This window comes from Paucibacter sp. DJ2R-2 (assembly GCF_025717675.1).
Taxonomy (GTDB): Bacteria; Pseudomonadota; Gammaproteobacteria; order Burkholderiales; family Burkholderiaceae_C; genus Paucibacter_A.
Genome location: NZ_JAJIRT010000005.1, coordinates 269980 through 282392 on the forward strand (window position 1 = coordinate 269980; position 12413 = coordinate 282392).

Consider the following 12413-nt stretch of genomic DNA (forward strand, 5'->3'; position numbering starts at 1 on the left):
AGCATGCTTCAGACCACCTGACCGAGCTTGAAGATGGGCAGGTACATGGAAACGACGATGCCGCCGATGATGGTGCCCAGGAAAACGATGATGAAGGGCTCCATCAGACTGGAGAGGGACTTGACGGCCTCGTCCACTTCGTCCTCGAAGAACTCGGCGGCTTTGCCCAGCATGTGGTCGAGTGAGCCCGACTCTTCGCCGATCGCGGCCATTTGCAGCACCATGGTCGGGAAGATACCGGTGGTCTGCATGGACGTGGTCAAGGCCGTGCCGGTCGAGACATCGCGCTGGATCTTCTCGGTCGCCTCCGCGAACACGGCATTACCGGCGGCGCCACCGACCGAGTCGAGTGCTTCCACCAAGGGCACGCCAGCGGCAAACATGGTGGACAGGGTGCGGGTCCAACGCGCCACGGCCGATTTGTAAAGCAGGTCGCCGAAGATGGGAATCTTGAGCAGCAACCGGTCCATGGTGTGCTGCATCTTGACCGAGCGCTTCCAGCTCTGAAAGAAGAAATACAGGCCGCCACCGATGCTGCCGAAGATCAGGTACCAGTAGGAGACGAAGAACTCCGACATGGCGATCACCATGAGGGTGGGCGCGGGCAGGTCGGCGCCAAAGCTCTTGAACACGTCCTTGAAGGCTGGCACGACGAAGATCATGATCACCGCCACCACCACGAAAGCGACCACAAAGACCGCGACCGGGTAGGTCAGGGCCGATTTGATCTTGTTCTTCAACGCGACCGTCTTCTCCTGGTAGATGGCCAGGCGGTCGAGCAGCGCTTCCAGGATACCGGCGGCTTCACCGGCTTCAACCAGATTGCAGTAGAGCGCATCGAAGTAAAGCGGTTGCTTGCGCAAGGCATTGGACAGGCTGGTGCCGGTCTCGACGTCTTGCTTGATGTCGTTGAGCAGGCGGGTCAGGCGGGGGTTGGTGCTGCCCCGGCCGACGATCTCGAAGGACTGCAGCAAGGGCACGCCGGCCCGCATCATGGTGGCCAGCTGGCGGGTGAAGACGGCGATGTCTTTTTGCTTGATGGCCTTGCCGCCGCTCATGCGGCGTTTTTTGACCTTGCTGACCAGGATGCCCTGGCGACGCAGGGTGGCGCTCACCATGGCCTCACCGCCGGCGCGCAATTCGCCGCGTACGATCTTGCCGTTGCGGTCCTTGCCTTCCCACTCGAACACGAACTCCGCCGCGTTCTTGGCTGCCGCACTAGTCGCCATACCACCTCCTGGCCTCAGGCCCTTGTTTCCGCCTTGGCGCGAAAAGTCTATTCATTGGTTGCTGCCAGCACTTCTTCGAGCGTGGTCACGCCGGCCCGCACCTTGACCAGGCCGAACTGGCGCAGATCGCGCACGCCCTCGGACTGGGCTTGGGCGGCGATGTCCATGGCCGATCCTTCGGCCAAGATGATGCGCTGGATGGCCTCCGTGATAGGCATCACCTGGTAGAGACCGACCCGGCCGCGGTAGCCGCTGTTGCAGCTGTTGCAGCCGACAGCCCGGTACTGCTTCCAGCTGCCGTCCAGCTCTTCTTCCTTGAAGCCAGCGCGCAGCAGGGCGTCGCGCGGGTATTCGGCCGGCGCCTTGCAGTTCTCGCACAGGCGCCGCACCAGGCGTTGAGCCGTGATCAGCAGCACGCTGGACGCGATATTGAAAGGCGCCACGCCCATGTTCAAGAGCCGTGTCAGGGTCTTGGGCGCGTCATTGGTGTGCAAGGTGGACATCACCATATGGCCGGTCTGGGCGGCCTTGATGGCGATGTCGGCCGTCTCCAGGTCGCGGATTTCACCGACCATGATGATGTCTGGATCCTGGCGCAAGAAGGACTTCAACGCGGCCGAAAAGCTCAGGCCGGCCTTGTCATTGACATTGACTTGGTTGATGCCGGGCAGGTTGATTTCGGCTGGGTCTTCAACCGTCGAGATGTTGACGCCGGGCTGGTTCAGGATGTTCAGGCAGGTGTAGAGCGACACGGTCTTGCCCGAGCCGGTGGGCCCGGTGACCAGCACCATGCCATATGGGCGGCTGATGCAGGCCATCAGCCGCTCTTTCTCAATCTTCTCGTAGCCCAGGGCATCAATGCCCAGCTTGGCCGAGGAGGGGTCAAGAATACGGATCACGATCTTTTCGCCGAACAGGGTCGGCAAGGTGCTGATCCGGAAGTCGATGGCCTTGGCGCCGAACTTGAGCTTCATGCGGCCGTCTTGCGGCACGCGGCGCTCAGCGATGTCCAGGCGCGACAGCACCTTGATGCGTGAGGCCAGCTTGTCCTTGATGGCGATCGGCGGCTGGGTGATCTCGCGCAGCTCGCCGTCGACCCGGAAGCGCACGCGGTAATGGAACTCGTAGGGCTCGAAGTGCAAGTCGGAGGCGCGTAGATTGATGGCGTCCACCAGCATCTTCTGCAGGAAGCGCACCACAGGCGCGTCCTCGACATCGGCCAGCTCGGCCGCGGTTTCCTGCGGAGCCGAGTCTTCCTCGGCGATGTCGAAATCGAAGTCACCCCCGGTGATGGTCTCCAGCGCTTCACTGGCGCTGCTGCTGGCGCCGGCCAAGAGCTTGGTCAACTTGTCGTGCTCGACGATCACCCATTCTGGCGTCAGTTGGGTGGCGAATTTGATCCGCTCGACCACGTCTTGGTCGGTCGGGTCGGCGCCGCCGATGAAGAGCCGGCTGCCGCGTCGCCCGAGCACCACCACCTGGTATTGCTGGGCCAGCTTGTTGTCGATGATGTTCTGCGGCATGCGCTGAACATCCATGGCATTCAGGTCCAGCAGCGGAACGGCCAGGGCCGTGGACAGGGTGTGAGCCAGGTCGGCCGAGCTGACCAGACCGGCAGCGATCACCGAGTTGACGAAACTGGTTTTCTTCTCGCGCGCCTGGCGCATCAGGTCTTCGGCCGCTTTGGCTTGCAGCTTTCCAGCGTGCACAAGCATGCGCGCCACGCCAGAAAGGGCGGACTGAGGCGGCTCGGCCAGGGTGGGTTCCACGGTGTAGTTCAGACTCGCAGGGCTAATGGGCAGGAAGGGCAGATGGGGCCGGCAGAGCCGGTGGCTTGCATCGCGGCAGGCCAGTCAGGACTGTAAACCGAGCGCGGCCGGACTTTGCCCCACGGGACCGGTCCAAGTGCACGATTTGACCCCGGGTTAGCCCGCGTGGATGCCCGAAACAACAGGCCATTTGCTCGCTTGCCCTGGCTCTCAACTCGGGTCCGTGATGCTGTCATGGGCAGGGGCCAGCGGCAGCCAGACGTCGACCACGCAACCTTGGCCGGGCGCACTGACCAGACTCAGCCGGCCCTGCATCAGCTCGACGATTTCCTTGACGATGCTCATGCCCAGGCCGCTGCCCAGCTTGGTGCCGGACTTGTCGGCGCGGTAGAAGCGGTCGGTCACCTGAGCCAGCTCTTCGGGGTTCATGCCAATGCCCTGGTCCTCCACCTGCAGCAGCACGCCGCCGTCGTGGCTGCGCAGGCGAAGTTGCACGGGCCCGCCCATTGGTGAGTATTTGTAAGCATTGGAAAGAATGTTCCTCAGCACCTGCTGCAGCTTGCCGGGATCGATGTGAACCGCCCAGTCTCCAGGTGCACTGTCCAGAACGGCGGGCTCCCGTCCATCGGGCACCGCATAGTCGGCCAGGGTCTGCTCAACCAGTGGTTGCAGTGGCACCGTGCTGAACTCGAAATCGCGGCCGCGCCGCGCCTCGATGCGGGCCAGGTCCAGCAGTTCGTTGAGGATGGCCATCATGGCCTGGCACTGCCGGTAAACGCGCGCGAGCAGCTCCTTCTGCCGCTCGACCGGCATCTCGCGCATCAGCAGCAACTCGGTGAAGCCGTAGATGCTGACCATGGGCGTGCGCAGCTCGTGGGCGGCGGTGCTCAGGAACTCGCTCTTCATGCGGTCCACCTCGAACTGGTGGGTCACATCGCGGACCTGCAGCATGGCCGAGACCTCGTGGCCGTCACCGGGCTGCAGACTCAGGGTCAGCACCCGCGGGCTCGGTGTTGCCAAGCTCAGGGTCAGGGCCTTGCAGCGGAGTGCCTCCGTGTTGATCTCGATCGCATCCGCGCCTTGCCTGGCCTGCAGCAAGCCCAGCAAGGCTTCGATGTCCAGGCCGAGCAGCTCGCCGTCGCTCAGGCCGCAGAGCTTGCCGAATGCCGGGCTCGCATAGCTGAGGCGTTGGTGAGCGTCGAAGGAGACGAAGCCGTCCGGGCTCAGCGCAAAAATGGCGGCCAACTGCTGGCTGCGTTCGCGCATCTGGGCCTGCACCCGCTTGAGCTCGTCAATGTCCTGCAAGGAGCCGGCCATGCGCCGGTGTTCGCCGCTGGCGTCGCGGAACACCTTGGCGCGCGAGCGGAACCAGCGGTAAGCGCCGCTTTCGGTGCGCAGGCGGAACTCCACATCGTAGGGCCGCAGGCCTTCCAGGGCCGCGGCCAGGGCCTGCATGGTGCGTTCCCGGTCGTCGGGATGCAGGCGCTCGTCGAAGGCCAGCAGTCCGGGCTCGATGGCGTCGGGTTCGTAGCCGAGCAGGCGGTAGTACTGCGGCGACCACCACTGGGTTTCGCCATGGGTGTCGAGGTGGTCCCAGAGGCCGTCCGAGCCGCCCTCGAGCGCCAGGGCAAAGCGCTCGTTGCGATCGGCCAGCTCGGCCTGCGCTTGGCGCAGGTCCAGGGTCATGGCCTCGGCAATGCTGAGCGCGCGGCTGCGCCCGATGCCCAGCAGCCAGACCACCACCGCAGCCAGCAAGCTCATGATCACACCGCCGACGCCGGCCCAGAAGGGCTTGCCTTCGACCACCAGCTGATCGAACAGCGCCGTGCTGTGGATGCGAAGCATCAGGGGTTGGCCTCCAACCGGCAGCTCCAGCTGCTTGAGGAATAGGGCCTGATCGGGCGCTGTCGGCGTGTTCGCCGAGCCCAGTTGGAATACCGCCTGGAGCTCGCCCGCTTTGGGTTGATTGAGGAGCTGGAAATCCAGTAAACCCTGAGTGGTCGCGCCGATGCCGGCAAGCAGTTCTTCCACCACGATGGGTGTGTAGAGCAGGCCTTCGGTGGCGCCCATTCGCTCCGCTTCGCTGTTCAGCACGGCGCCTGAATGGTGCAGGGGCAGCAGGTAGAGAAAACCACTGCGCCGCGCCGCGTCCTGGATCAGCTCGATGCGGCCCGACAAGGTGGGCAGGCCCGTGCGGTAGGCGCGTTCTACCGCCTGTCGACGCACGGCTTCTGAGCCCAGATCAAAACCCCAGGCCGCCTGGTTGTTGCTCAGAGGTTCGATGAACTTGATGACGAAGAGATCGTCGGCTTGTCCCTCACCGTGCACCCTGAAGTCCGGCGCCGCATCGACTTGCTCGCGCAAGGTGAAGTTTTCCAGCTCGCTGCGCTCGACGCGCTGGATGAATCCGAAGCCGCGTATGCCGGGGAACTCCAGCGGTAGGTTGTAGGCACCGACAAAGCGGGCGAACTCCTGGCGGCGCAGGTTCAGGCCGGCGGCGTAATGGGCTGCCAGGCCGCGCAGGCCGTAGGTGGGCAGCTCGAAGCGCCGACGCACATCCTGTTCCAGCAGCTCGACCAGATGGTCGAAGCGGGCCTGGGCCAGGCCGCGCGTGCTGTGGATCTGGTATTGCACCGCGGCGCCGCTGATCAGCAGACCGAGGCCCAAGGTGACCAAGGCGGCCCAGAGCGGTGGCCAGACGCGCTCGCCCAAACGCTCACCGAGGCTGAGGTGCGCCTGGCGCAAGCCACGCCAGGTCAGCAGGGCCACCACGGGCACGGTGTAGATCAGCAGCTCGGCCCAGATCTGGCTGGCCCAACTTTGGCTCTGCCACAGCGGCGCCAGCAACAGGTGATGCAAAGCGGTCAGCAGCAATAGCAGGGCCGCGACCTCCAGTGCGACCCGGCTGGCCAAGCGCGAACGGGCACTCCAGTTCATGAGATCGCAGTGGGTGATGCGGGCTCCAGCGGCAGACTGGGCAGGCGCACCGTGGCTGTCGTGCCCTCACCGGGCTGGCTGAGCAGGCCCAGGCTGCCGCCATGCAGCTCCACGATCTCCTTGACGATGCTCATGCCCAGGCCGGTGCCTAGGATCGTGCCGGACTTGTCGGCGCGGTAGAAGCGTTCGGTGACATGGGACAGCTGTTCGGCGCTCATGCCAATGCCATGGTCTTGAACCGACAGCGCGAGCTGTGGCGGGCGCCCATCGATTCCGGCTTCCTGCGCGACCTCCACGCGCACCAAGCCGCCGCCGGGCGAGTATTTGTAGGCGTTGGAGAGCAGGTTGCGCAGGACCTGCTGCAGCTTCTGGCGGTCGGCGTGGACGCGGCAGGGCAGGGCGGGCAGATTCAGCTCGGGCAGCGCGCGCTCCTCTGGGGGGCTGAAGTCCTGCACCACCTCGGCAACCAGGGTGTTGAAGTCCAGCACTTCAAGCTCGAAGTCCTGACCGCGCCGCGCTTCGATGCGCGCCAGATCCAGCAGCTCGTTGAGGATGGCGATCATGGACTGGCATTGCCGGTGGATGCGGCCGAGCATTTCCTTCTGGCGCTCAGGCGGCTGTTCGCGCATCAGCAGCAGCTCGGTGAAGCCAAAGATGCTGGCCATGGGCGTGCGCAGCTCGTGCGCCGCGGTCGAGAGGAACTCACTCTTCATCTGCTCGACTTCGACCTGGTGGGTCACATCACTGAGGTGCAGCAGCTGCGCGGCGGCGCCGCCGGCGCTGGTCACGCCTTCATGCAGGGCCAGTTCGAGCACGCGCCGGGTCGGGCGCTCGAGCTCGATGCGCAGCTTGCCCTGGCGCAGTTCCTGAATGCTGATGGCGCGCGCGTCGGCGCCGCGCAGGCTGAGCAGGCAGCCGAGCAAGGCCTCCTCGTGCAGGCCCAAGGCCTGTTCGGGAGCCAGTGCCGCCAGGCGGCTGAAGGCCGGGCTGACATAACGCGTGATGTGCTGGGCGTCAAAGGAGACAAAGCCATCGGGGCTGAGGGCGAAGATGGCCGCCAGCTGCTCGCCGCGTTCGCGCAGGCGCTGGATCAGCTCCTGCACCAGTTGCAACAAGGCAGCGCTTTCCTCGCTGCTGCCGGCCACGGCGGACTGCGGCGTGCTCAGCTGCGGCGCGGCGAAGTCCTGCAGCAGTTGGCGCATGGTTTGCATGGCCTGGGCGCGGGCTTGCAGCTCGTCCTGCAAGCGGTCGTCGAGTGCCTGCTGCTGGCTGATGTCGCGGAAGGCATAGACCCAACCGCTGCCGCCGGCAATCTCGGTGCGGCTCAGGTCCAGCACATGGGCGCCCTGGGCGCTCGGCTTGAGTCGCAGCCGGGCCTTCCAGCTGCCCTGCTGAGGCAGTGCCTGGCTGTCTGCCAGGTCCACCAGGTCCGGCAGCACGGCCTGGATGCGCTGGCCCAGCAAGCTCTCGGCCGGGCATTCGAGCAGGCTGCCGAGCACGGGGTTGGCCAAGAGGATGCGCCCCTCGGCGTCGGTGGTGGCAATGCCGTCGCCGATGGCGCCCAGGGTGACGGCCGCGCGCTCGCGCTCCAGCTGCAGTGAGCTGGCTGCTTGGTTGAGCACTTCGAAGGTCTGGCGGAATTCGAGCGGTGCGTCATCGGCCTGCATGGGGCTGAGCGCGCCGCCCGAGACCTTCAGCTGTTCGCCGAAGGTGCGGATCTGACCGAGGTTGCCGAGCCAGCGGTTGAGCGGCCACCAGACCATGGCCAAGCCGGCCAGCAGGCTGAGCACGCCCAGGCCAACCGCCACCATGGACTGCTGCCAGAAGGTGTTGGCGATGTGGGCGACGTTGAAGCGCAAGCGCAGCACGCCGTAGTCTTTGCCGCCGGCGGTGATGGACAGATTCAGCTCCGGCAACTGCTCTTTGACTGCGTTGCTCAGCCAGCCGGGCACGTGCAGCTCGGGGTCTTCGCGCACGCTGCGTTCGATCCGACCCCCCTTGAGATCAATGAACAAGGCGGCGCTGATGTCCGAGTGCTTGGCGGTGCGGGTGAGAGCCCGCTCGATGGTGTCGTAGTCGCCGATCACCGCCGATTCGGCGACTGCCGGGCCGAGCAGGCTGATCAAGGTGTCGGCCGAATCCTGGGCGTTGCTGATACTGCTGCTGAAGCTGCGGGACGCATACCAGCCGAGTGCTCCGCCCATGAACAGCAGGAGGGAGAGCAGATAGAGCAGAAACACCCGCCCGATCAGGCTGGAGGGCAGCAGTCGCCCCAGCAGGTACTTCAGCCTAGGCATTCCGGCGCTCGCGCTTCAGCGCACCTGCGCCGGTGCGCTCTGGTAGAAGCGCCGGTAGGGCGCGTATTCGCTGCCGTCCGAGGTGATGAAGTAGGCCTCCTCAGTCAGGCCGATGTGCTTGGACACCTCCTGCAAAATAGCCTTCCCCTTGGGGTCCTTGTGCATGCCGGCGAACGCGCGCGCGACCGCCTGCACATCCTTCTCGGGCACCTTGGCCGAGGCCATCAGGGCCAAGTCATGCAGGGGCTCCGAACTCCAGAGCACGCGGTACTTCTTGCCTTCGCGGCGGCCATAGTTCTCGGCCAGCTGCGAGTTGACGCCCGCTGCCGCGACCTTGCCGCTGAACAGTTGGGCCAGGGCGCCATCGGTGTTGCCGGCGAACACCACCTTGGCGTCGATCTTGCGGTTGATCAGCTGGGCATAAGGCACTTTGTAGGAGACAAAGGCCTCCGGCCCGGGGTAGACCACATCCTTGCCGGCCAGCTGGGCCAGCTCAGTCACGGGCGAGTCGGCCGGCACGATCAGCTGACCCTGGATGGGCGGGGTCAGGCGTCGGCCGATCACTTTCCAACCCAGCTGTTCGCGCTCCGGGCTGAACAAGTGGTTGCTGAACACGAACTCCACCTCCTGGGCCAGCACATAGGCGGTGGTGTCGGCCGAGGTGCGGCCGATCTTCAGGACCAGGCGCACGCCGGCTTTCTCCGAGACATAGGCCATGATGGGATTCCAGTAGTCCGCCGTCAGCGCAATGCTGGCCTGGTTGACTGGAGAGAATCGGTAGCTGGGCTCGTCGGCGGCGAGCGCGCTGGTGCTGCCCAGTCCCAAGCCAAGCAGGCTCAGGCAGGACAGCAGGCGGCGGCGCAGGCTCTGAAATGCGTTGGCGCTCATGGCGGGGCTCCCGTTTGAATAGGCTCGTGATTCAGAAGAAATCGATGTTGGATCCGCCGCCTGCGTCGCTCCCGCCCGTCGTGGGTTGCGAGCGCTCCTGGCGTTTGCTCGCTGCCGCCGCAGCCGTTTGCTGCGCTTTGCGCAGCAGCTCGTTGACGGCCGCGTCGTCGCCCAGCCTGAAGGTGCTGAGCACCTCGGCCAAAGCTGCCGCCTGCTGCTGCAGCTCATCGGCGATTTGGCCCGAGCGCTCGGCCACATGGACGTTTTGCCGCGTCACCTCGTCCAGCTCCTTGACGGAGGCGGCCACCACCTCGATGCCCTGGGCATGCTCGGCGTTGTCGGCGGTCAGGCTTTCGAACACCGCGCCTACGCTCTTCACCGAGCTGACCAGTTCTTCCATGGTGCTGCCAGCGGTGCTGGCCAGATGGGTGCCGCGCTCGACGGTTTCTATGGAGGCCGAGATCAGGTTCTTGATCTCCCGCGCCGCTTCGGCCGAGCGGCCGGCCAGGCGCCGCACTTCGCTGGCCACGACCGCAAAACCCCGGCCCTGCTCGCCTGCGCGGGCTGCTTCGACCGCAGCGTTCAAGGCCAGGATATTGGTCTGAAAGGCAATCGCGTCGATGGTGCCGATGATGTCCGTGATGCGGCGCGAGGATTTGTCAATCTCCTCCATGGTGTTGACCATCTGCGTCACCACCGCGCCACCGCGCACCGCCAGCGCCGAGGAGGCATGGCTCAGTTCCCGTGCTTCCTTGGAGGCGCGTGCGCTCTCCTGCACGATCACCGTGATCTGCTCCAGGCACATGGCTGCGTCCTTGAGGCCGTTGGCTGTGCGGTCGGTTCGTGCCATCAGCTCGCCGCTGCTGTCGCCGACTTCCTGAGCCACGCCGTGCACATTGACCGTCGCGTCGCGCACCTGGCGCAAGGCGGCCGCCATGCGGCCCTGCACATGTTTGAGGCGCTGGCCGACCGCGGAGTCGGTGCGTACCACGTCGAGGTTGAGTCGGATCGGGCCGTCGCGGCCCATGGCGTTGACCAGGAATTCGAGCTCGAAGCGTTCGCTGGCCCGGCGATGCATGTCGATGGCCGCGTGGATCAGAAAACCGGCGAGGACCAGGATGAAGCCGATGTCGGCGATGCCAGCCAGGCGGCTGTCGGTTTCATGCACGAACAGCGGCGTGGCGGCACTGCTGAGGGCCTCAAAGCCAAGGTGATGCGCGATCAGCAAGGCGCCGGCGTAGGCAATCAGCTTCCAGTCGCCATAGGGCAACATCAGGCACAGGGTGACATAGACATTGGCGTGGATGGTGGTGTCCCCGCGGCTGATCTGCAATTGGGTGACCACCAAGAGCACCAGCAGCGTCGCCAGAAAACGTCGGCAGATGGGTTGTCCGCTCCAGAAATGCAGAGCCGCGCCGCCGCTCAGCAAACAGCCCAGGCTCAGCATCAAAGCAGTGCCGAGCTGCTCATAGCCATAGCCCAAACCGATGGCAAGCAGGGCGTTCGCCGCGATGACGGTCAATAGGAAGCGATCCTGAGCCCGGTTGCCTTGTTGCAGTGCTGGGTGAGCATTCATGCGAACTTGATCCTTTGACTTGCGAATACAGCGGCCACCCTTTTGGATGAGGGCCTTTCTGTTCATCGGCCCAGTGTTGCTCAACTTGAGCCGGGCTGCGTGCATTCTCTAGAGCCGCAAAAAACTGCCATTTCTGCGCGCCGAAGCCTGCTCGGCTTGAGGCATCATGGCAGGCATTGCTGGCCACGTCTCGGGGTGAATATGGCGAAAAAGATCTTGATTGTTGAAGACCAGGAAGAAATCCGCGAATTGATCCGCGTGACCCTGGAATTCGATGACTATGAGATACACGAAGCGGCCAACGGTACGGAAGGCCTGGCCCAGGCCCAGCGCCTGCGACCGGATCTGATGCTGCTCGATGTGATGATGCCGGGCGGTCTCAATGGCCTGGAGGTCTGCCAGAAGGTCAAGGCCGATGCCGGACTGAAGCGCACCAAGGTCGTGTTGCTGACAGCCCGAGGCCAGGAGGCCGACAAGCAGGCCGGCGCCAAGGCCGGTGCGGATGAGTATCTGATCAAGCCCTTCAGCCCACTGGAGCTGATGAAGGTCATCAGCAAAGTGATTCGCTGAAGGGGGCTGTCATGGGAGCCGGCCCGCCAAGGCCTGCAAGGTGAGCGGCATATCGCTCAAAGCAACGATGTGCTCGGCAGCTCCGAGTTCGGCGGCTGCCTTGGGCATGCCGTAAACCACACAGCTGGCCTCGTCCTGCGCCAGGGTGCTGGCGCCAGCCCGGCGCATGTCGAGCAGGCCGCGTGCGCCGTCCTCGCCCATGCCAGTGAAGATGGCGCCGATGGCATTGCGCCCGGCAGCCTGGGCGACCGACTTGAACAAGACATCGACCGAGGGCTTGTGGTGGCTCACCAGCGGCCCGTCGCGCACCTCGACCACATACTGCGCGCCGCTGCGGCGCAGCTGCATATGGCGGCCGCCGGGCGCCACCAGCACGCGGCCGTTGATGACCCGGTCGCCGTCCTTGGCTTCCAGCACTTCCAGTGCGCAGATGCTGTCCAGGCGGGCGGCAAAGGAATGGGTGAACTTTTCCGGCATGTGCTGTACCAGCACGATGCCAGGCATGGTGCGCGGCAACTGGCGCAGCACGGCCTCGATGGTCTGGACGCCGCCGGTGGAGCTGCCGAAGGCGATCACGCGGTCGGTGGTTTGAGCCATGGCGGCTTGTCTGAGCGGGGCTTCCGTGACGGCCGCTCTCCCGCTCGGGCGAGCGATGGCAGCCGCCATCTGGCTGGGCAGTGCCCGCACATTGGCGCGCGCCGCCGCACGCACGGCCGGGACCAGGCCATTGCCGGGGTCTTCGAGGAAATCACGCAGACCGAGCTTGGGCTTGGTGACAAAACCGACCGCACCGGCGGCGAGTGCCTCCATGGTGGTTTCGCAGCCGGCCTCGGTCAGGGTCGAGCACATCACCACCGGGGTCGGGTGCTCGCTCATCACGCGCTTGAGAAAGCTGATGCCATCCATGCGCGGCATCTCGACGTCGAGCACGATCACATCGGGCCAGGCGGCTTCGAGCTTGGGCCAGGCGAACAAGGGGTCGCTGGCGGTGATGCTGACCTCGATACCGGCCGCCTCCAGCAAGGCGCTGAGGTGCTTGCGCACGACCGCGGAGTCGTCGATCACCGCGACCCGCAGCGGGCGGCCGGCGGCCGCAGGGGCATGGGCTGGGACAGGAACTGGCAAAGGGCGCGACATGGTGGGGGTG

General features: G+C 65.1%; 8 protein-coding genes. 1 reads left to right on the forward strand and 7 read right to left on the reverse strand.

Translation table 11 applies throughout. From position 1 onward, the window contains the following. Positions 1–8: 8 nt before the first annotated feature. The 6 genes from LNV28_RS14545 to LNV28_RS14570 form a co-directional block, all read right to left on the reverse strand. Positions 9–1229 carry a type II secretion system F family protein gene (locus tag LNV28_RS14545; RefSeq protein ID WP_263518926.1) on the reverse strand — a complete coding sequence of 407 codons (1221 nt, stop codon included), beginning with the start codon at positions 1227–1229 and terminating at the stop codon, positions 9–11. A gap of 47 nt (positions 1230–1276) precedes the next feature. Beyond that, positions 1277–2944 carry a type IV-A pilus assembly ATPase PilB gene (pilB, locus tag LNV28_RS14550; protein ID WP_263519167.1) on the reverse strand — a complete coding sequence of 556 codons (1668 nt, stop codon included), beginning with the start codon at positions 2942–2944 and terminating at the stop codon, positions 1277–1279. 264 nt (positions 2945–3208) lie between these two features. Next, positions 3209–5935, reverse strand: coding sequence for a CHASE domain-containing protein (locus tag LNV28_RS14555; RefSeq protein WP_263518924.1), 2727 nt, complete (start codon positions 5933–5935; stop codon positions 3209–3211). Next, a complete protein-coding gene (locus tag LNV28_RS14560) occupies positions 5932–8232 on the reverse strand; it encodes a sensor histidine kinase (protein WP_263518921.1) in 2301 nt (766 codons plus the stop codon). Before LNV28_RS14560 ends, LNV28_RS14555 begins: the two co-directional genes overlap by 4 nt. A gap of 15 nt (positions 8233–8247) precedes the next feature. Then, positions 8248–9120, reverse strand: coding sequence for a phosphate/phosphite/phosphonate ABC transporter substrate-binding protein (locus LNV28_RS14565; protein ID WP_263518920.1), 873 nt, complete (start codon positions 9118–9120; stop codon positions 8248–8250). 31 nt (positions 9121–9151) lie between these two features. Continuing rightward, positions 9152–10696, reverse strand: coding sequence for a methyl-accepting chemotaxis protein (locus LNV28_RS14570; RefSeq protein ID WP_263518918.1), 1545 nt, complete (start codon positions 10694–10696; stop codon positions 9152–9154). A gap of 42 nt (positions 10697–10738) precedes the next feature. Between LNV28_RS14570 and LNV28_RS14575 the strand changes: the two genes are divergently transcribed. Continuing rightward, positions 10739–11266, forward strand: coding sequence for a response regulator transcription factor (locus LNV28_RS14575; protein WP_318013859.1), 528 nt, complete (start codon positions 10739–10741; stop codon positions 11264–11266). Positions 11267–11275: 9 nt separating this feature from the next. On the opposite strand, the gene LNV28_RS14580 is transcribed toward LNV28_RS14575, so the two are convergent. Beyond that, on the reverse strand, positions 11276–12403 hold the full coding sequence (locus LNV28_RS14580) for a protein-glutamate methylesterase/protein-glutamine glutaminase (RefSeq protein ID WP_263518914.1): 1128 nt from the start codon (positions 12401–12403) through the stop codon (positions 11276–11278). Positions 12404–12413: the final 10 nt, after the last annotated feature.

Coding starts and splice junctions, on each gene's coding strand:
- LNV28_RS14555 (WP_263518924.1), bottom strand. CDS start 5,935: ATGAACTGGAGTGCCCGTTCGCGCTTGGCCAGCCGGGTCGCACTGGAG.
- LNV28_RS14570 (WP_263518918.1), bottom strand. CDS start 10,696: ATGAATGCTCACCCAGCACTGCAACAAGGCAACCGGGCTCAGGATCGC.
- LNV28_RS14545 (WP_263518926.1), bottom strand. CDS start 1,229: ATGGCGACTAGTGCGGCAGCCAAGAACGCGGCGGAGTTCGTGTTCGAG.
- pilB (WP_263519167.1), bottom strand. CDS start 2,944: ATGCTTGTGCACGCTGGAAAGCTGCAAGCCAAAGCGGCCGAAGACCTG.
- LNV28_RS14580 (WP_263518914.1), bottom strand. CDS start 12,403: ATGTCGCGCCCTTTGCCAGTTCCTGTCCCAGCCCATGCCCCTGCGGCC.
- LNV28_RS14565 (WP_263518920.1), bottom strand. CDS start 9,120: ATGAGCGCCAACGCATTTCAGAGCCTGCGCCGCCGCCTGCTGTCCTGC.
- LNV28_RS14560 (WP_263518921.1), bottom strand. CDS start 8,232: ATGCCTAGGCTGAAGTACCTGCTGGGGCGACTGCTGCCCTCCAGCCTG.